Annotated in this window: 7 protein-coding genes; 5 read left to right on the forward strand and 2 right to left on the reverse strand. The window is 74.4% G+C overall.

Going from position 1 to position 21,694, the window contains the following annotated elements; all coding sequences use genetic code 11:
• Nucleotides 1-44 precede the first annotated feature (44 nt).
• A complete protein-coding gene (locus tag ACIA6A_RS07885) occupies nucleotides 45-1,826 on the forward strand; it encodes a hypothetical protein (RefSeq protein ID WP_396096708.1) in 1,782 nt (593 codons plus the stop codon).
• Here ACIA6A_RS07885 and ACIA6A_RS07890 read toward each other — a convergent pair.
• A complete protein-coding gene (locus tag ACIA6A_RS07890; protein WP_396096709.1) occupies nucleotides 1,811-3,235 on the reverse strand; it encodes a PepSY-associated TM helix domain-containing protein in 1,425 nt (474 codons plus the stop codon). The genes ACIA6A_RS07885 and ACIA6A_RS07890 overlap by 16 nt on opposite strands.
• Before the next feature lie 245 nt (nucleotides 3,236-3,480).
• On the opposite strand from ACIA6A_RS07890, the gene ACIA6A_RS07895 reads away from it, so the two are divergent.
• A complete protein-coding gene (locus ACIA6A_RS07895; RefSeq protein WP_396096710.1) occupies nucleotides 3,481-4,212 on the forward strand; it encodes an alpha/beta hydrolase in 732 nt (243 codons plus the stop codon).
• A 21-nt stretch (nucleotides 4,213-4,233) separates the two neighbouring features.
• Here the strand turns inward: ACIA6A_RS07895 and ACIA6A_RS07900 are convergent, their stop codons facing one another.
• A complete protein-coding gene (locus ACIA6A_RS07900) occupies nucleotides 4,234-4,743 on the reverse strand; it encodes a CGNR zinc finger domain-containing protein (protein WP_396096711.1) in 510 nt (169 codons plus the stop codon).
• Nucleotides 4,744-4,768: 25 nt separating this feature from the next.
• Between ACIA6A_RS07900 and ACIA6A_RS07905 the strand changes: the two genes are divergently transcribed.
• The 3 genes from ACIA6A_RS07905 to ACIA6A_RS07915 all read left to right on the forward strand — a co-directional run bounded on the left by ACIA6A_RS07905 (nucleotide 4,769) and on the right by ACIA6A_RS07915 (nucleotide 21,686).
• Nucleotides 4,769-6,103, forward strand: coding sequence for an MFS transporter (locus ACIA6A_RS07905; RefSeq protein WP_396096712.1), 1,335 nt, complete (start codon nucleotides 4,769-4,771; stop codon nucleotides 6,101-6,103).
• Nucleotides 6,104-6,183: 80 nt separating this feature from the next.
• Nucleotides 6,184-7,419, forward strand: a complete 1,236-nt coding sequence (locus tag ACIA6A_RS07910; protein ID WP_396096713.1) for an MFS transporter — start codon at nucleotides 6,184-6,186, stop codon at nucleotides 7,417-7,419.
• A 32-nt stretch (nucleotides 7,420-7,451) separates the two neighbouring features.
• Entirely contained in the window at nucleotides 7,452-21,686 is a 14,235-nt protein-coding gene (locus ACIA6A_RS07915) for an amino acid adenylation domain-containing protein (RefSeq protein ID WP_396096714.1), read from the forward strand.
• Nucleotides 21,687-21,694 lie beyond the last annotated feature (8 nt).

Here is a 21,694-nt window from a genome sequence, read left to right on the forward strand (position 1 = left end):
CTCGTGACATTCAGATACTTTGATGTCTGCCGCGAGGGGGAAACGTGTCCGTAACGACTGCCGAGGAGACCGGCACCCAGCAGACCGGTGCCGCCGGGCCGGGGCGCCTGCGCCGGATCGCCCGCCACGAATGGACGCTGGCCTGCGGCGGGGCGCTCGCTCTGGCCGTACTCATGATCTGGATCCTGCCCCCGATGGTCCTGGGGGTCACCTCGGCCGGCACGATCCACGCCGGGTTCGCCGACCCGGTGCACACCATCATCGGTGACAGCGCCGACCCGACCGGGCAGGCCTGGCTGCTGGCCTGGGACGGGCACGCGTTGCTGCACAACTGGGCCCACCTGTGGGACACCAATGCGTTCTACCCGGACCGCGGCGGGCTCGCGTTCAACGACAGCCTCCTCGGGTACGCCCCGGCCGGGCTGATCGGCACCGGCCCCGAAGCGGCGGTCCTGCGGTACAACATCGTCTTCGTCCTGGCGTTCGCGCTCGCCTCGCTCGGCGCCTACGCGCTGGCCCGGCAGCTCGGCGCGAACCTGGCCGGTGCCGCCGTCGCCGGGGCCGCGTTCGCGTACGCCCCCTGGCGCTACGGCCACGAGGGCCACCTGAACATCCTCTCCACCGGCGGGATCGTCCTCGCGTTCGCGATGCTGGCCCGCGGCCACGGCTGGTCGCTGCGCCGCGGCTACCGCCCGGACCGGGTCCGGCCCGGCTGGGCGGTCGCCGGCTGGCTCGTCGCGGCCTGGCAGATCTCCCTCGGCTTCGGGGTCGGCCTCCCGTTCTTCTACGTCCTCGCCGCCGCCGTGCTGGTCGCCGCCGGCGGCTGGCTGGTCACCGGCCGGCCCCGCCTGCCCCGGCGCCTCGTGCTGGCGGACCTGGCCGGCGGGGCGGCGTTCGCGGCCGTCTCCGGCGCGATGGCCTACGCCTACCTGCGGGTCCGCGCCGATCACCCGGAGACGGTGCGTTCGCTGGACTACCTCGCCGTGTTCTCGCCGCCCCCGCGCGGCCTGGTGATCGCACCGCACTCGTCGCTGCCCTGGGGCGACTGGCACGAGACCGCCCGCGCCGCACTCGGCGAGGTCCCCCCGGAGAAGGCCCTGCTCTGCGGGTACGTGCTGTACGCGCTGGCCGCCTGCGGACTCTTCAACTCGATCTGGACCGTACGGCAGCGCGTCCACCTCGGCGCCGGGCTGGTGCTGAGCGTGCTCCTGCTGCTGGGCACCAACGGCCCGCTGTACCCGTACCTGTTCGAGCACCTGCCGGGCTTCGACGGCGGCCGAACCCCCGGACGGCTGATCCTGTGGCCCACCCTGCTGCTCGGCCTGCTCGCCGCCGGTTTCGTGACCGACCTCGCCCGGCGGATCCGCGCGGTGACGCTGCCGGGCGCCCGCTCGACCGCCGTCAAACTGGTCACCGTGCCGCTGCTGCTCGGCGTCCTGGCCGAGGGGCTGCCCAAGATGGACCACGTCACCGTGCCGCCCGCACCCGCCGCACTGGCCACCGCCCCCGGCCCGCTGGTGGTCCTGCCGTTCGACGACAGCAACGACCTCAACATCATGCTGTGGTCGACCGGCGGCTTCCCCACGATCGCGAACGGCGCCAGCAGTGTCATCACCCCGGCCCGGCAGGAACTGCGCGACCTGCTCCAGTCGTTCCCCAGTGCCCCCGCCGTCGCCCGGCTGAGGGAACTGGGGATCCGCAGTGTCGTGGTGGTCCGGCAACGGGTCCCCGGAACCCCGTACCAGTACGCCCTGGAGGGCACGGTCGACGGCCTCGGCATCACCCGCGCGCAGGTCGGCGACGACGTCGTCTACACCCTGGACTGAGCCGTCCGCCCGCGCACCGCGCCGACGGCGAGATCCACGATCAGGAACGCCAGCAGGGGTACGCCGAACAGTGGTAGCACCCAGCCCAGGGCGAACACCAGCGGGACGCCCACGACGATGCCCCACGTCGGCAGTTGCTGCCAGGCGCCGCGGGCGGGTGGGGCGCCGGCGACGGTACGCCGGCCGGTGCGGGTGGGGCGGCGCTGCCACCACATCCGGTAGCCCCAGACGATGACGGTGATCAGCCCGATCGCGAGAGCCGCGAGCAGGAGCTGGTTGACGACGCCGAACAGGGTGCCCATGTGGGCGTTGATGCCCCACCGGGTGAGCTTGGCCAGCAGCGGCCAGTCGGCGAAGTCGACCCGGTCCACGACGGTGGCCCCGGCGGCGTCGACCGCGACGCTGTCCCGGCCGACCGGCCACAGGTTGCGGGTCTGGGTGACGGTCCACGCGGTGGTGGCGTCCGCCGGCACCGCGACCTCGACCGGGCCGTCCAGCCCGGCGGTGGTCACGACCGCGTCGATGGCGGCCGGGTCGGCGGGGGCCGCGTCGGCCGGCGCGGTGGCGGTGCCCTCGCTGTGGTGCCCGCCCCCGGCCGCCGCGGGCGTGCTGCCGGTCAGGTCCGTGGACACCGACGGCGTACCCGATCGCAAGGAGTCGAGCGCGGTGCTGAAGTTGCCGCCGGCGTAGCGGGACCAGGTCAGCCCGGTGGCGGACAGCACGAGCAGGCCCACGGTCAGCCAGACACCGGTAGCGGCGTGCCAGCTACGCGTACGGCGTACCCCCTTCTTGGCACTCAATTCCGGGGTGAGCAACCGGCGGGCGGTGCGGTTGCCGCGCTGCCGGCGCCACCACAGGACCAGCCCGCCGACCGCGATGATGCTCAGCCAGCTGGCCGCGAACTCGGAGTAGTAGCGGCCGGTGTCCCCGAGATGCAGGTTGCGGTGCAGGTCGTCGAGCCACGTCTTGAACGGCGTGGTGGCGTACCAGGTGGTGAGCTGCCCGGTGACCGCGCCGGTGTACGGGTTCACGTAGACCGTGTGTGAGTGCTCCTCGTCGAGCTCCGGGGACGTGAAGTCGACCTGGGTGGTGGTGTCGCCGGCACCGGGCCGGACCAGGATCAGGTCGCCCGCCGGGTGCGTGGCGCGCGCGGCGGCGACCTGTTCGGCCAGCGGACGGGGCGCGGTGCCCGGGTCGCCGACGGTGAGCTCGTCGGCGTAGATCGCCCGCTCGAACTGCGGCGCGAACGCGTACGCGAGCCCGGTCAGCGCCGCGACCAGCAGGAACGGCGCGACGATGATCCCGGCGTAGAAATGCAGGCGCAGCAGCAGCGGCCCGAAACCTCGGGCGGGAGCGGTGCGCTGCCGGGGTAACGGCGGCGCTTCGGTGGACGGGGCGGAGACGGACATGGGCACCTCGCGGTCGGCGGTCGGCGATGACTCGCACGGTTGGTCGCCGGTGCCGGCGGAAAAGTTCCGGGAAATTCGTTGGCGGGGTACGGGCGGCCGCTGTTACCTTCCGGTCAGCCGTGCTGGAGATCGAGGAGGTGGTACCCGTGAACGCAGTTCGCACATGGGTGCTCCCCTCCAGGGTCACGGCCGGGCGATAGGTCGTCCGGGAGCGCCGTTCCTCCGCACTCCCGAAGGGCACGACCATGCGATTCCGCACCGAGCAACGCCTCGACGACGACGTCGCCGAGCGTGGCTTCACCCTCGGCGACATCCCCGGCACGCTGTGGACCCCCGGGTCCGCGACCGCGCCGGTCCCGCTGATCCTGCTCGGCCACCCCGGCGGGCTGGACCGGATGTACCCCCGGCTGCTGGCCCGGGCCCGGTCCGCCGTGGCGCAGGGCTACGCCGCGGCCACCATCGAGCTCCCCGGCGCCGGTGACCGGCCCCGTTCCCCCGCGGCCGACCAGGCCCGCGCCGACCTGCGCCGGGTGCTGGCGGCCGGCGAACCGGTCGATGACGGGATCGTCGACCGGCTGGTCCTCCCGCTGGTCGACGCCGCCGTCCCGGAATGGCAGGCCCTGCTGGACGCGCTGCCGGCGCTGCCCGGGATCGGCGGCCCGGTCGGTTACTCCGGCGGGGTGATCTCCATCGGGGTCCGGCTGGGCGTGGTCGAGCCGCGCATCACGGCCGCTCTTCTGTACGCCGGGAGCTTTGTGCCCCGCGCCATCGTCGACCAGGCCCGGCGGTTCACGATCCCGGTGCAGGTCCTGCTGCAGTGGGACGACGAGTGGAACGACCGGCAGATGGCCCTGGACCTCTTCGACGCGCTCGGCTCCGGGGAGAAGACGCTGCACGCCAACATGGGCGGGCACACCGGCGTCCCCGCGTTCGAGGCGGACGAGGCGAACCGGTTCTTCGCCCGCCACCTCAGGTAGGCCGGCCGGCCCGCTCCGCCGTCACCGGCTCCGGTGGCGGCGGACCGCGTCCCGGTTGGCGCAGCGCGGTGAGCAGTACCGCTGCCGTCCGGTACGCGACGTGTCGGCGAAGACCAGCCCGCACCCGCCGGCCGCGCAGCGTCCCAGCCGGTGCATGCCGCGCCCGGCGAGGTGGACCGCCCTGCCCACGGCGATCAGGGCGAACAGCACCGCGCCGGGTGAGGTGTCCGCGTCGCGGTAGTGCAGATGCCAGCCGCCCGCGTGATCGGTCAGCCGGGGATGGGCGGCGGCCTGTTCGAGCATCCGGTTGAGCAGCCCGGCGCGCTCCCGCTCGTCCCCGGCGTCGACGACCGCCTCCCAGGCGTCCAGTGTGGCCAGCACGCTCGTGAGGTCGGCGGCGGTGACCGGGGCCTCGAGCACCAGCCCGGCCGCCCGGCACCGGCCGGCGAGCTCGGCGACGCCGGTGGGCCGCCGGTTCGCCAGGTCCGCGGCCAGGTTCACGACATCGGCACCGTAAGGGTTGATCTGCACAGGACCATTACAGCAGCCTGGTCCCATGACCACCTCCTACCGCTGGGTGATCCTGGCCGCCGCCACGTTCACCCAGGCCGCCGCCGCGTTCTTCGTCCAGGGCCTCGGCGCGCTCGGCGTTCACCTGCAACGCGAGCTGCACCTGAGCGCCGCCCAGCTGGGCCTGCTGGTGTCCGCCGCCCAGCTCGTGCCGCTGGCCGGGCTCCTGGTCGCCGGGGAACTCCTCGACCGCTTCGACGAACGCTGGGTCGTCGGCGCGGGTGCCGGCCTGGTCGGCGGTGCCCTGCTCGCGGGCACGTTCGCGCCGGGGTACGCGGCCCTGCTCGCCGTGCTCCTGGTCGTCGGCGCCGGGTACAGCACCGTGCAGCCCGGCGGCAGCAAGTCGGTGGCCTCCTGGTTCGGCACCGCCCAGCGCGGGACCGCGATGGGCGTCCGGCAGGCCGGCCTGCCGCTCGGCGCCGCCCTCGCCGCCGCGGTGCTGCCCGCGACCGCCGCGGCGTTCGGCTGGCGGGCCACCCTCACCGTCGGCGGGGTGGTCGCGCTGCTCGGCGCCGCCGTCTTCATGGGCCTCTACCGCCGGCCCCCGCAACCGGCCGCGACCCCCGCCACCCCGGACGGCGCCACCCCGGACGGCGCCACCCCGCACAGGGCCGGCCCGGACAGGGCCGGCCCGGACAGGGCCAGCCGGAGGGCGCTGCTGAAGGACCCGGTGCTACGGACCGCGCTGCTGTGCGGGGTGAGCCTGATCTCGGTGCACAGCGGACTCGGCCTGCTCGCCGTCCTGCACCTGCACGAGGTCGCCGCGCTGACCCCCGGACGGGCCGCGACGATCGTGGTGGTGGCCCAGCTGGCCGGCGCGGCGGGCCGGATCCTGCTCGCCGCGTACAGCGACCGGGTTCGCGCCGGCCGGGTTCGCGCCGGCCGGGTTCGCGCCGGCCGGGTTCGCGGTGGCTGGGCCCGGTCCGGCCGGCAGGGCGTCGTCACCGCCAGCATGCTCGCGGTCGTCGCCGCCCTGGCCGTGCTGGTGACCCCGTGGGGCGCGGTGCCGATGGTGGCCGGGGCGGCGTTCGTCTGGCTCGGTTTCTTCGGCATCGGCTGGTACGGCCCCTGGGTCACGCTGGTGACCGAGGCGGCCCCGGCCGGCCGCACCGGTTTCGCACTGGGCCTGGTGATGGCCGCCGGTCAGATCGCCGTCGTCCTGGCGCCCCCGGTGCTCGGCCTGCTGCGCGACGGGTCCGGTGGTTTCGCCGCACCGTGGGGGCTGCTGATCGTGCTGACCTGCGGCGCTCTGCTCGGCACCGTCCGCATCGGACGTCCGGACCGGACGGTGCAGATGACAGACGGGGATCGATGTCATTGATTGATGACCTTGATCCTGGCATGCTGGCTCGCGTGGCGGACCTGAGCAGTCCCATCCGTTCGCGGCCGCCGGTGCCATCGTTGTCACGGTTCCGGCTGCTGGCCGCCGGGAGCATGGTCTCCACGTTCGGCAGCTACCTCAACATGCTGGCCCTGAACCTGTTCGCGTACCAGGCCACCGGCAGTGCCGTCGGGGTCGGCGCGTTCCTCGCCCTGCGCCTGGGCAGCGGCTTCGTGGCCGGCCTCGGCGCCGGCTGGATCGCCCAGCACCTGCCCCGCCGCGCGGTTCTCGCCGGCTGCCACCTCGCCCAGGCGGTCATGTTCACCGTGCTCGCGGTCGTTCCCCAGCCGGTCCAGCTCATCCTGCTGCCCGTCGTCGCGGTGACCGCCGGCCTGCTCGGCACCGTCTCCGGGGTCCTGCTCCGCAGCAGCGTCCCGGACCTGGTCGGCCCCGAGCGGCGGGTCGCCGCCAACGGGCTGCTGGTCACCGGCCGCGCGGTGGCCACCGCCGCCGGGTTCGCGGCCGGTGGCGTGCTGGTCGGCTGGCTCGGCTACCGGGCCGCGTTCGCCGTCGACGCCGCCACGTTCCTGGCCCCCGCGCTGGTCATCCTCCTGGTCCCGATGCCGTTCACCCGGCCCGCCCCGGTCTCCGACCCGGCCCCCGGGGGTGGGCGGAGGCCGGGCTACCTGGCGTGGCAGCGGTCCGCCCTGGTCGCGCTGGCCGCCACCCCGGCGATCGCGATGATCGTCGCCGTCCGGGCCTCCGACGCGTTCGGTTCCGCCTCGCACAACGTCGGGCTGCCCGTCTACGCCACCGAGGTGCACCCCGGTGACCCGGCCGGGCTGCTCGGCCTGTTCTGGGCGGTGTGGGCGGTCGGCCTGATCGTCGCGCACCAGGCCGTACGGATCATGCGGCGCCGGATCGGTGACGCGTACGACGAACCCGGCCGTACCGAGCGCGGTTTCATCATCGGCACCTGCGTCATGTCCGCGGCGTTCGTGGCCGCGTTCGCCGGGCTCCCGGTGCCGTGGATGCTGCTCGTCGCCATGGTGGCCGGCATCGCCGACGGCTTCACGGAGATCACCTACTCCACCCGCATCCAGGCCGAACCCGAACCGGCCCGCGGGTACGCGTTCGGCTTCACCGCGATGGCGGAGAACGGTGGCCTCGGCGCCGGCATGCTCGTCGCCGGTGGCCTGATCGAGCTCTGGGGACCACTGTGGACGGCACTGCTCATGCACGGCCTGGTCATCCTGCTGACCGCGACCATCCCCGCCCGGCGCCGCCGCCGGGCCCCGGTGAACCGGCCCCGGTGACCGGCCATCCCCACGAGAGACGGGCGCACCCGATGAACGCCACCGACCTGGCCGACCTGCTGTCCGGCTGCCCCGGCGTCGCGGACACCGCCGCCGGCCACCGCACCGACACCGCCGGCCGCCGTCGCACCGTCGTCTACGTGGCCCCGCTGCCCGGCACCGACCCGGCGGACCTGCGCCGCACCGTCACCGCCGCGACCGTGGCCGCGGGGGAGTTGCCACTGGTCGCGGTCGTGACCGGGATCGCCCGGACGGCGTCCGGGGAGGTGGACTGGCCGGTCATGCACGCCCTGCCCGTCGCGGCCTCGGCCGCCGCCCCCCTCGTCCCGGCCGCCGTGACCCCTCTCCCGACGGAACGACCGGCCGTGACGCCGGCCGTGACGCCGGCCGTGACGCCGGCCGTGACGCCGGCCGTGACGCCGGCCGTGACGCCGGCCGTGACGCCGGCCGTGACGCCGGCTGTCACCGGCCCGGGTGCCGTGATCGGTGGCGGCGTCCTGCCGGCCGATCCCGACGACCCCACCGACCTGGTGCACGCGATGCTGCGTACCGCGGAACGGTTCCCCGACCGCGGACTGACCCTGGTCGAGGCGGACGGGACCCGGCACCTGACCTACGCGCGGCTGATCGAGGACGCCGCCCGGATCCTCACCGGCCTGCGCGAGCAGGGCCTGCGCCCGGGCGACCCGGTGATCCTGCACGCCCCCACCCTCACCGAGCACTTCACCGCACTGTGGGCGTGCGTGCTCGGCGGCATGCCACCGGTCGCCGTCGCCCAGGCGCCCGGATACCAGCGGCGCAACGCCACCCTCGACAAGCTGATGCACGCCTGGCGCACCCTCGGCGGGCCACCCGTGCTGTCCGGCGGGGCCACCGTCGCCGCCCTGCGCGGTTACGCCGGTGCCGAGGGCATGCGCGTGCTCGACGTCGCCGACTGGCGCGACGCGCCCCCGGCCGGCTCCCCGCACCGGCCCGCACCCACCGATGTCGCCGTCCTGCAACTCTCCTCCGGCAGCACGAGCCAGTCCAAGGTCATCCCGCTCACCCATCAGGGCCTGGTCCGGTACGCCCAGGGCTCGCGCGCCGTCGGCCGCTTCCGGCCCGGGGACACCGCGCTCAACTGGCTCCCGCTCGACCACGTGGCCGCGCTGGTCATGACCCACCTCGGCCCGCTGCTGCTCGGCTCGGCGACCGTGCACGTCGCCACGCCGCTGGTGCTCGCCGACCCGCTGCGCTGGCTGGACCTGCTGCGGGAACACCGGGCCGAGCACAGCTGGTCACCGAACTTCGGCTTCAAACTCGTGGCCGAGGCACTGCGCCACGACCGTACCCGGCACTGGGACCTCAGCCACGTCCGCAGCCTGATCAATGCCGGGGAACAGTGCACCGACCCGGTCATGCGCGCGTTCGCCGAGCGGACCGCTCGTCTCGGGCTGGGCGCCCGCCCGCTGCTGCTCGCCTGGGGCATGGCCGAGACCTGCACGGTCATCACCTACCAGCCGTACGACGCCACGGCCGCCCAGCACGTACGGGTCGGCGCTGACGGCGTACGGGTGGAAGAGGGTGACAGCACGTTGCTGAGCATGGGCCCGGTCGCACCCGGCAGCTGGATGCGGGTCACCGGGCCGGACGGCCGCACCGCGCTGCCGGAACGGCACATCGGCCGGCTGCAGGTCCGTTCGGACCGGGTGCTGCCCGCCTACCTCAACCACCCGGAGGCCAACCGCGAGGCGTTCCCGGACGGCGACTGGTTCGACACCGGTGACCTGGCGTTCCTGCACGACGAGCGGATGACGATCACCGGCCGGGCCAAGGAAGTCATCATCGTCAACGGCGTGCACTACTTCTGCCACGAGGTCGAGGACGCCGTCGGCGAGGTCGACGGCGTGTCGCTCAGCAACGTGGCCGCGCTGGGCGTGCCCGACGCCGAGGGCATCGAACGGATGGCCGTGCTGGTCGTGCCCGCCGGCGAACCCGGCCCCGAGCTGCTCAGCCGCATCCGCGGACACCTCGCGACCCGGCTGCAGATCACCGGGGCGACCATCGTGGCGGTCCCGCCGGCCCAGTTCGACAAGACCACCAGCGGCAAGATCCAGCGCGCCGGGATGCGCGCTCGCTGGATCGCCGGCGGCTACGACGAGGCCCGCCGGCTCTCCGGCGCCGCCACCCCCGGCGGGTCCGCGACCGGACCGGACAGCGCCTACCGCGGTCGCTGGCAGCCCCGGCCGCTGCCGCCGGGGCCGCCCCCGGCCCGTACCGTGCTCATCGCCGACGAACTCGGCCTCGCCGAGGCCGTGGAAGCGCTCGACCCGGCCGTGCTCGTGCCGCAGGACTGGACGGGGCTGCTCGCCGCCGACCGGATCGTCTTCGCCGCGAGCTACGTGCCGGCCCCCGACCCGGCGGTGCCGGAATCCGCCGCCCCCGCGCTGACCGCCTGCGGTGACTGGATGCTGACCCTCGCCCGGAACCTGATCGACGCGGGCTGGTCCGGCGAGCTGATCACCGTCAGCCGGGGCCTGCACCGCGTCGACGGCACCGAACCCGGCTGCTACCCGGCGGCGCTGACCGCCGCGATCGGCGAGAACCTCGCCACCGAACACCCCGGCATCCGGGCCTGGCACCTCGACCTGGCCGGCACCGACCTCGACGACGACGCGGACGGCCTGCTCCAGGCCCTGCACGGCGGCTGGCGCCACCACGAGCCGATCGTCGCCTGGCGCGGCCGGCCCCTGGTCTGGCGCCTGGAACGCGCACCCCTGAGCGAGGCCGCCACCGCGGAGACGATGCTGACACCGGGATCGCGCTGGCTGGTCACCGGCGGCCGCGGGGGAGTGGCCACCGCCCTGCTGGACAGCCTCCCACCCGGCCTCGACCTGCTGCTCGTCGGCCGCAGCCCGGCCGGCGACGGACCGGACACCCCACGACACCGGATCCGGTACGCCACCGTGGACATCACCGACGCGGCCGCGCTGGAGGACGCGGTCTCGCAGTGGGGCGGGCCGCTCGACGGCGTGCTGCACCTGGCCGGTGAGTACTCCCTCGAACCGATCGCGCACACCGGCCCGGCCCGGTGGCGGGCGAGCACGGCCGCCAAGGTCGACGGATCATTGGCGGTGGCGGCCCTGCTCGCCCGCCGCCCCGGCGCCCGGCTGATCGCGTTCTCCTCCCTGGTGGCCCGCGTCCCGGTCGCCGGAGCCGGCGCCTACGCGGCCGGCAACCGCTTCCTGGAATCGCTGTGCGAACACCTCGCCCCGGCGACGCCCGTGTGGTGCCTGTCCTGGGGAGCGTGGCGCGGCACCGGCATCACCGGCGGCCAGGCCGGTATCGAGGACACCCTGCGCCGCTACGCCCTGGTCCTGGAACCGGCCCAGGCGGTGGCGCTCACCCGCACCGCTCTGCGGATGCCGGCCGGCCATCTCCTGCTCGGCGTCGACCCGTCGACCACCCGTTTCCGCGGCCTCGTCCAGCCACCCGTGGCACTGGAGACCGCGGCCGCCGCCCAGGACGTGTTCGGCGCCGCCCTGCCCGCCCCCGCCGTCCTGTCCACGCCACCCGCCGTCCTGTCCGCGCCGCCCGCTGTTCTGTCCGCGCCGCCCGCTGTTCTGCCCGCGCCGCCCGCTGTTATGCCCGCGCCGCCCGCCACCTCGCCGGGGTCCGCCGCCCCCTCGCCCGCGTCGTCCCCGGCGGCCGCTCCCGTGGCTGATCGTGGGGAGATCCACCGGCTGGTCGCGGCGGCGCTGGCCGAGGCCGTTCCCGGTGGGGTGCCTGACACCACTGCGTTCCACGACGCCGGACTGGACTCCGTGGCCGTACTGCGGGCGCATGCCCTGCTCGAACGCGCCCTGGGCCGGACCCTGCCGCAGACCCTGCTGTTCGAGCACGGCACCCCGGCCGCGCTGCGGGCCCACCTCGCCGGCGAAACGCGCGGCCCGGCCCCGGAATCGGCCCCGGGCGTGCCCGCCGGCGACACCAGGATCGCCGTCATCGGCATCGCCTTGCGGTTCCCGGAAGCGAACGACACCGGCCACTACTGGGACAACCTGCTCGACGGGCGGGTCAGCATCCGGCGCTTCGGGCGTACCGAACTCCTTGCCGCCGGTCTGCCCGAAAGCCTGGTCGACGATCCGCGGTTCGTGCCGGTCAGCGGCGCGCTCGACGACATCGCCGGGTTCGACGCCGAGCTGTTCGGGATCAGCCCCCGCGAGGCCGCGGTGATGGACCCGCAGCACCGCAAGTTCCTCGAGGTCTGCCACGAGGCCCTGGAGGACGGTGGGTACGCCGGCACCGACCGGCCGGTCGCGCTCTACGCCGGAGCGGGCATGCACCTCTATTCGCTGCGGACCTACCTGCGTGAACAGCTGGCCGGGCTGGACCCCGCCGACCAGGTCGCGGCGCTGCAGGCCACGATCGGCAACGAGACCGACTTCCTGGCCAGCCGGGTCGCGTACAAACTGGGTCTGACCGGCCCGGCGGTCAGCGTCCAGACCGCCTGCTCGACCGCGCTGGTCGCCGTCCACCAGGCCGTCCGCGCGCTGCTCGCCGGCGACGCCGAGCTCGCCCTGGCCGGCGCCGCGGCCCTGCACGTACCCGGGGTGGCCGGTTACCGTTACGAGCAGGGCTCGATCCTGTCACCCACCGGCGTCTGCCGGGCCTTCGACGCCGCGGCGGACGGCACGGTCGGCGGCAACGGCGTCGCCGCGGTCCTGCTCAAACCCCTGCACAAAGCAATTGCCGACGGCGACACCGTGCACGCCGTCATCGCCGGGACAGCGATCAACAACGACGGAGCCGACAAATCCGGGTACGCGGCCCCGTCCGTCACCGGCCACGCGGCGGTGATCAGGCGTGCCCTCGGCGCGGCCGGCCTGGGCCCCGACGACGTCGGCTACCTCGAGACCCACGGCACCGGCACCCCGGTCGGTGACCCGATCGAGATCGCGGCCCTGCGCTCGGTGTTCGCCGGCCGCCGCCGCTCCCTGGCCCTCGGCGCGGTCAAGGCCAACATCGGTCACCTGGACACCTGCGCGGGCATGGCCGGCCTGGTCAAGGCGATCCTCGCGGTCCGGCACGGGCGGATCCCCCCGGTGGCCGGCCTGAGCGAACCGAGCCCGCTGCTGCGCCTGGAGGACAGCCCGTTCACGCTGCCCACCGCCACCATGGCCTGGCCCGCCGACCAGCCCCGCCGCGCCGGGGTGTCAGCCCTGGGGGTAGGCGGCACCAACGCCCACGTCATCGTGGAACAAGCACCCCCACCGGCCGTTCCCACCGGCGACCCGGGTGGCTATCTTGTGCCGCTGTCCGCGATTGCCCGGGAGCCCCTGGCCGACCTGGCCGACCGCCTTGCCGACCGGCTCGACGGTGACGAGCCGCCGCTGCCGGCGGATGTCCTGACCACGCTCGGCGCCGGCCGTCGTTCCTATCCCGAGCGCCTGGTCGTCTGGGCCGGCACGGCAGCGGAGACAGCGGATGTGCTGCGCGCGCACGCCACCGCGTTGCGCACCGGCGGCACCTCGGTCAGCGGCACGTCCGGGCGGGCCGCCGCGCCCGGGCCGGTGGTGTTCGCGCTGTCCGGGCAGGGCTCGGACGTCACCGGGGCGGTGGGCGAGCTGATGCGGCACCCGGTCGCCCGCGACATCCTGCGCGAGTGTGCCGCCCACCACGAACGGTGGTGGGGCGAGGACCTCTTCGCCGGCGCGGGCGGCACCGCCACCGAGCAACCGGCACTGTTCGCGGTGCAGGTCGCTCAGGCCCGGCTGCTGGACACCCTCGGCGTACGCCCGGACGTCCTGATCGGTCACAGCGCCGGGGAATACGCGGCCCTCTGCCTCGCGGGCGCCCTCGATGTCGAGGACGGCCTGTACCTCACCGGTCTGCGCGGGCACCTGATGCGGCACCGGACGCCGCCGGGCGCGGCGATCGCGGTGTTCGCCGACGAGACCGTCACCGCGGAACTGTGCGAGGTGCTGCCCGGCCTGACCCGTACCGTCCGTAACGGCCCGGACAACCAGGTCCTGGCCGGTACCCCGGCGGTGGTCCGTCGGGCCGGTGAAGCGCTCGACGAGGCCGGGATCCGCTATCGCCGCCTGCCGCTGCGGCACGCGTTCCACTCCGCGGCGATGGACCCGGTCCTGGACGACCTCGCCGGCGAGGCGGCCCACCTCGGCTGGCGGCCGCTGCACACCCCGCTGGTCGCCGGCGCGAACGGCACACTGCTGCCGGCCGGTACGGAACTGGGCGGTGAGCACGTCCGGCGGCACACCCGCGAGCCGGCCGACTACCGGGCCGGTGTCGAAGCGCTGCTGGCCACCGGCCACCACACGTTCGTCGAGCTCGGACCCGGGGCCACCCTCACCGGCCTGGGCACCCAGTGGCCGGACAGCACCTGGACCCCCGTGCACCGGCGCGGTGGGGGAGCGGCGCAGGCGGCCGGCGAACTCTTCCGGCACGGCCTGCGGATCGACTGGACCGCCCTGTCCGGACCCGGCCGCCGGGTGCCGCTGCCGACCATGCCCCTGCGCGCGACCCGGCACTGGACGACCACAGCCCTGCCCGCGCCCGTTCCGCCGTCACCGCTGCCCACGCTGGCTCGGCCATCGCCGCCGCCCGCGCCCGTTCCGCCGTCACCGCTGCCCACGCTGGTTCCGCCATCGCCGCCGCCCGTGGCCGTTCCGCCGTCATCGCTGCCCGCTGAGACCGCACCCGCGACTCCCGCCGCTGGAGGATCCGCCACCATGCCGACCACGCCCGCAGTCCCGTCACCGGCGCCCGGGAACGTCGCCGACGTCGTGCTCGGCCGCGTCCAGGAGATGATGGCCCGGCACCTCGGCGCCACCCCGGCCGACGTACCGGTGGACCGCCCCTTCTTCGACCTGGGCGCCGACTCCCTGCTCATGATCAACTTGCTGCGCGAGGTGGAGGCCGCTTTCGGCGTCAGGGTGGCGATGCGCGAACTCTTCGAGGAGTACGACACCGCGGCTTTGCTGGCCGAGGTCCTCACCGGCCGTATCCCCCCGGACCGCGCCGCCGCCCTGACCGGAGCAACCCACCCACCCCGGTCCGCTCCCGCTGCCCAGCCGGTGACGACCACCGAGCCCGCCCCCGTCACCGAGCCCGCGTCGCTCGCCCAGCCTGCGTCGCTCGCCCAGCCCGCGTCGCTCGCCCAGCCCGCGTCGGTCGCCCCGACGGCGATCGCCCCGTCGGCGCAGGTCGCCCAGCCGGTCGTGTTCGCGCCGCTTGCTCCCGTCACGTCGCCGGCCGGCAACGCCCAGCCGGCCCCCGGTGTCCTGGCCGCGCCTGGCGTCCCGGCCGTGGTTGCCGGCCCACCCGCGCCGGGCGCGGCCGGGGTGCCTCTGGGGGCAGACGATGTCGTGCGGTCCCAGCTCGAACTGATGGGCCGGTTCACCGATCTGATGGTCCAGCAACTTCAGGTGCGTGACCTCAGCCCCCAGCCGGTACCCGCGGCTCAGCCGGCACCCGCGGCTCAGCCGGCACCCGCGGCTCAGCCGGTCGCGCCCGCACCGGTCACCGGGGAAGCCGCAGCCAAGGCCGTCCCGGTGGCCGCACCCTTGGCCGCGGCGGGGGGCGGGGCTGGTCAGTTCGGGCCCCGGCCGGTCGGGCGGGTGGGTGGTGCTGCCGGTGGGCGGCTCGACGCGGGGCAGCGGCGGCATGTCGAGGAGCTGATCCGGCGGTACACCGCCAAGACCGCCACCTCGAAGGAGATCACTCAGCGGCACCGGCGGCGGCTTGCGGACAGCCGGGCGGTTGTCGGGTTCCGGAAGGCCACGAAGGAGATGTTGTATCCGATCGCCGCCCGGTCTTCCCGGGGCGCGCGGCTGGAGGATGTCGACGGGAATTCCTACGTTGACATCACCATGGGGTTCGGCACCCTGTTGTTCGGTCATGAGCCGGACTTCGTGGCCGATGCCGTGCGGGGTTTCCTGGCGTCGGGGATGCGGTTCGGGCCGCGCAGTGCGGAGACCGGCGAGGTCGCCGAACTGCTGTGCGAGCTCACCGGGATGGACCGGGCCGCGTTCGCCACCACCGGGACCGAGGCCAATTCCGCTGCTCTGCGGATCGCCCGGGCCTACACCGGGCGGTCGGTGGTGGTGACGTTCGAGGGGAATTATCACGGGCACATCGATCCGGTGCTGAGCCGGTCGGTGCCGGACGGCGACGGGATGCGTACGGTGCCGGTGTCGGCCGGAATCCCGGATTCGGCGGTGGCGGAGATCCGGGTGCTGACCTATGGGGATCCGGGCAGCCTGGACATCATCGCGGGACAGGCCGACCATATCGCCGCCGTGGTCATCGAGCCGGTGCCGAGCCGGCATCCGGACCGGCAGCCGGCCGATTTCATCCGGGAGCTGCGCGCGTTGTGCGACCGGCACGGGATCGTGCTGATCTTCGACGAGATGCTGACCGGGTTCCGCCCGCACCAGCAGGGGGCACAGGGCCTTTTCGGGGTACGGGCGGACCTGGCCACGTACGGGAAAGTGCTGGGTGGGGGTTATCCGATCGGGGCGATCGCGGGCCGGGCGGACATCATGGACTGGGTCGACGGCGGGTTCTGGCGCTATGGCGACGACAGTGCTCCGCCGCAGGAGACGACGTTCTTCGGGGGCACCTATCTGCAGCATCCGGTGTCGATGGTCGCGGCGAAGGCGGTGCTGGAGCATCTGCGGGACGAGGGTCCCGGGCTGCAGGAACGGCTGAACGCGCGCACGGCGGGCCTCGCGGGCACGCTGAACGATTTTTTCGCGGCCGAGGATTTCCCGGTGCGGGTCCAGCATTTCGGGTCGCTGTTCCGGTTCACCTCCACGGTGAGCCTGGATCTGTTCTTCCATCACCTGCTGCTGGCCGGGGTGCACGTCTGGGAATGGCGGAATTTCTTCCTGTCGACCGCGCACACCGACGCCGATATCGCTTTCATCGCCGACGCGGTGAAAAGCAGTCTGCGGGAGCTGCGGGACGCGGGCTTCTTCCCCACGCCGGAGACGGTGCGGCCGGAAACGGTGCGGCCGGAGACATCGGGACGGGGAGCCGACCTCAGCCTGTACTTCTTCGGGGACTATCCGCGGGAGAGCGCTCAGGCGAAATACGCGGCGATCATCGACGCGGCCACGTTCGGTGACACGCACGGTCTGCACGCCGTGTGGCTGCCGGAGCGGCACTTCGACTCGTTCGGGGGAATTTTCCCCGATCCCGCGGTGCTGGCGGCGGCGCTGGCGACCCGGACGAGCCGGATCGGGCTGCGGGCCGGTTGTGTGGTGCTGCCGTTGCACGATCCGATCCTGGTCGCCGAGCAGTGGTCCATGGTCGACAACCTGTCCGGCGGGCGGGTCGCCATCGGGTGTGCGAGCGGATGGCACGCCCGGGACTTCGTGCTCGCGCCGGAGGCCTACGGCGACCACCGGGAGCGGATGTACGACGGTATCGAGCGGATCCGGGCCCTGTGGCGCGGTGACGCGGTGACCGGGACGGCCGGGGACGGCACCGAGACACAGGTGCACCTGTTCCCGCGGCCGGTGCAGGCGATGCCGGACTTCTACACGGCCGTGGTCGGCAACCCGGACAGCTACCGCCGGGCCGGGGCCACCGGGCTCGGGGTCATCACCAACCTCATGGCACAGAGCGTCGAGCAGCTGGCGGCGAACATCGCGATCTACCGGGGCGCGCGGGCCGCGGCCGGTCTCGATCCGGCCGCCGGGCGGGTCGTGCTGCTGCTGCACACCTACCTCGGCGCGGACGGGGACCGGGCCCGGGAGGAGGCGTTCGAGCCGTTCTGTGACTACCTGCGCTCGTCGCTGGCGCTGTTCGGGCAGCTGAGCAACAGCCTGGGCATGCAGGTCGACCTGGCCGGCACCCCCGCCGAGGACCTGGACTTCGTGTTCCGCCGGGCCTACGAGCGGTACACCACGGACCGGGCGCTGATCGGCAGCCCGGCCGAGGGGGCGGCGCGGGTGGCCGCGTTCACCGCGCTCGGGGTCGACGAGATCGGCTGCTTCGTGGACTTCGGGGTGCCGCCGGAGCGGATGCTGGCCGCGCTGCCGGGCATCGAGCAGCTGGGCGCGATCCTGGGGTCCGGGAAAGATGAGGAGGCGAGTGCTGACGGCAAACTGCTGTCGCCGGTGCAGCACCAGATCTGGCACGCGGAGCAGGCGGGGCCCGGTCCCGCGTACACGGAATCGGTGGTCGTCCGGCTGTCCGGGGATCTTGACGTGGCCGCGATGAGCGGCGCGCTCGATCAGGTGGTGCGGCGGCATCCGGTGCTGCGGGCCACGTTCCCGGAGGTCGACGGTGAGCCGCGGATGGTGGTCCACGAGCATCGGCCGCGGGTGCTGCCGGTCGTCGACGGCGGTGACGAGCGGAGCGTGGCCGACGAGGAGACCGCGCACCGGTTCGATCTCGCCGAGGGGCCGCTGTTCGAGCCGCGGCTGATCCGCACGGCGGACCGGGAGCACCTGCTGGTGCTGCGGATGCACCACCTGGTGATCGACACCCTGTCGGCGGAGACCCTCACCCGCGAGGTGTCCGCCGCCTACCGGGGCGTGGACCTGCCCGTCCGGCCGGCGCCCGCGCCGTACGAGCCGGTCGCGGACCCGGCGGACGTCGCGTACTGGACGGCGACGCTCGCGGACCGGCCGGCCCGGGCCCCGCTGCCGCTGGACCGGCCGCGCCCGGTGCGTCGGACCGGTGCCGGCGACAGCGTCCGGGCCCGCATCGACGCGGCCCAGAACGAGCGGATCGCCGCGTTCGGCCGCGAACACCGGGTGACCGTCTACACCGTGCTGGTGTCCGCGCTCGCGGTCGCGCTGCGGCGGCTGACCGGGGAACCGGACGTCATCGTCGGTTCGCCCGTCGCCGACCGCCCGGCCGGCACCGAGGACGTCGTCGCGCCGTACCTGAGCACCCTGCCGCTGCGGATCCCGGTCACCGACCGGGACGGTTTCGCGGACCTCGCGCGGACCGTCCGGTCGGTGGTGCTGGCCGCGCACGACCATCGGGGGCTGGGCCTGCCGGGCATCGTGCGGGCCGTGGGCGGGGCGGGCCCGCTGTTCGACGTGGTCGTCGAATACGACCGGGCGCCGGTCTTCGCGTTCGACCTTCCGGGGGTACGGACCGAGCCGCTCCCGGTCACCGCCCGGCGCGCGCCGTTCGACCTCACGCTCGTGCTCACCGGCGACGGCGACGGCATCGACTGCCGGCTCGACTACGCCACCGACCTGTTCGACGAGGCCACCGCCCGCCGGGTGCTGGAGCAGTTCCGGCTCGTGCTGCGCGACGGGCTCGCCCGGCCCGGTGCGGCGCTGACCACGCTGTCCCGGCTGACCCCGGCCGACGCCGCCCGCCTCGCGCAGTGGCAGGACGGTGGGCCGGCCGCACCCGGGGCCGACGAGCCGTTGACGGCCCCGGAACCCTGGCGGGAGCGGGCCGGGGCGCTGGCCGCGGAGCTCGTCGCCGTGGGCGCGGGGCCCGGGCGGCTGGTCGCGGTGCATCTGCCGCGGGGCGAGGACGCGGTGGTGGCCATGCTCGCGGTGCTGTGGACGGGTGCCGGCTACGTGCCGCTCGACCCGGCGCAACCGGCGCCGCGGCTGTCCGGGATCGCGACGGACGCCCGGGTGGTCGCGGTGGTCACCGATGGGGAGCTGCCGGGCGGCCTGCCCACGGTACGGATGCACGGTGATCGCGCCGCTCTGCCCGTACCGGAGATGGTGGTTCCTGACCTTGATGACACCGCGTATGTGCTCTACACGTCGGGGTCGACCGGCCGGCCCAAGGGCTGCCGGATCTCGCACCGGGCGATCGCGAACACCGTCGCCTGGTGGATCCGCGACCTGGAGATCACCGCTGCGGACCGGATCAGCTGGTACTGCAGCCCCGGCTTCGACGCGTCCTGCGTGGAGGTGTGGCCCGCGGTGCGGACCGGCGCGAGCCTGCACCCGGTGCCCGACGAGGTCCGCCTCGACCCGGTCGCGCTGCGCCGCTGGCTGATCGACAACCGGATCACGGTCACCATGCTCCCGACGCCGATGGGGGAGCTGCTGCTCGACCTCGACTGGTCCGCGGAACCCACCGCGCTGCGGCACCTCGTGGTCGGCGGCGACCGGCTGCGGCACGGCGGCCCGGCGGAGCTGCCGTTCGCGCTGATGAACATCTACGGCCCCACCGAGACCACGGTCGCCTGCACCACCGCCCGCGTGGCGCCCGGCGCGGACGGTCCGCCACCGATCGGCCGTCCGGTCGCCGGGACGTGGGTACGGGTCCTGGACGCGCACGGCGAACCGGTCCCGCCGGGCGTCCCCGGTGAGCTGTACATCGGGGGCGCGCAACTCAGCGACGGCTACCTGGGCGCGCCCGAGGAGACGAAACAGCGGTTCCTGACCCACGACCGGTACGGGCCGGCGTACCGCACGGGTGACGTCGGCCGGTGGCGCGGCGACGGCCAGCTGGAGTTCCTGCACCGCAACGACGAGCAGGTGCAGATCCGGGGCTACCGGGTCGAGCCGGGTGAGGTCGAGGCCCGGTTGCGGGGCGTGCCGGGGGTGCGGGAGGCGGTCGTGCACAGCGGGCCGGACCATGCCGGGGAGACCGCACTGATCGGGTACGTCGTGCCCGCCACGGACTCGGTGACACCGGAGTTCCTGGCGGCGGCCCTGGCCGGGGCGCTGCCCGGGTACATGGTCCCGTCCGCGTGGGTGCTGCTGCCCGAGCTGCCGGTGACCGGCAACGGCAAACTCGACCGGGCCGCGCTGCCGTCCCCGGCCCAGCCCTCGGCCGGAGTCGTCGCCGGGACCGAGGTGGAGCGGCGGCTGCTGGCGATGTGGTGCGCGGAGACCGGACGTACCCACATCGGTCTTGATCAGACGTTCTTCGCCGCCGGCGGGCACTCGCTGGCGGCGGTCCGGCTGCTCAACCGGGTCCGCGCCGAGTTCGGCCGGGCACCCGGGATCCAGGAATTCCTGAGCGCGCCGACGATCCGCGCGATGGCCCGGCAGCTGGACGCCGGCGATGTCGGCGATGTCGTCCGGGTCGCGCCGGCCGCGGTGGTGCAGGCCCGGCAGCGGGCGGCGACGCTGGCCACCGACGTGCCCAGCGCGCTGACCATCGCGGTGGGCTTCACGCTGCGCGGCCGGCTGGACCGGGCGGCGATGGAGACCGCGCTGACCGGCCTGACCGAACGGCACCCGGCCCTGCGGACCCGGTACGCCGAACGTGACGGCGTGGTGCTGCAGGAGGTGCTGCGGCCCCGGCCGGTCCGGCTGGAACAGTGGGACGGCACCGCCGCGGAGTGGGCGGCCCGGCCGTTCGCGCTCGACGACGAACCGGGATTCCGGGCCGCCCTGCGCTCCGGTGAGCTGCTGCTCGCGGTCCACCACGGGATCTGCGACGGCTGGTCGCTCGGCGTGCTGGCCGAGGACCTCAGCGAGCTGTACCGCGCGGCGCTGACCGGGGACTCCCCGGTGCTGCCGGTGCTCGGCGCCGACTTCATCGACTACGCGACGTGGGAACGCGAATACCTCGCCCGGGACGAGACACGTGCGCTGCTGGCATCGTGGGTCTCGCGGGTCAGCCCCGGACTGCGCCCACTCGCGCTACCGGCCGACCGGCCCCGCACCGAGGTCGTGTCCCGGGCCGGCGCGGTGCACCACGCGCTGCTGCCGGTCGAGCTGATGCGGCGGGTGACGGCTTACGCGGGGGAACGGACCAGCACGCCGTACGCGGTGCTGGCGGCCGCGTTCGCCTGGCTGGCCCACCAGCTGACCGGCGCGGACACGATCCCGCTCAACTCCACCGTCGCGAACCGTCCCGACGCCCGCTTCGACCGGGTGGTCGGCGTCTTCGCCAATGCCGCCTGGCTGGTGATCCCGACCGCCGGGGCGATGAGCTTCGACGACCTCGTGGCCCGGGCGACGGAGGCGACCTGGCAGATGCTGGCCATGCAGTCGGTGCCGTCCCGGGCCCAGACCCTCGCGCTCGGCGAACCCTTCACCGCACCGGAACGGGTGTACTTCGCGATGCTCGACGAGGGCGACGCGGAACTGCGGCTCCCGGACCTCGCCCCGGCCCCGGCCCGGCCCATCGAGCTGTCCGGCGGCCGCGGCGACCAGGCCTGGGAACTCCAGCCCCGGGCGGACGGAGCCATCCAGCTCCAGATCGGCTACGTCCTGGCCCTGTTCGACGAACCGACCGTGGCCGCCTGGGCCCGGCGCTACGTGGACCTGCTCTCCACCGCCCTGAGCGACCCGGGAGCGCCCCTGCCCGGATGACGGTCGCT

The organism is Actinoplanes sp. NPDC051494 (assembly GCF_044454705.1).
GTDB lineage: Bacteria > Actinomycetota > Actinomycetes > Mycobacteriales > Micromonosporaceae > Actinoplanes.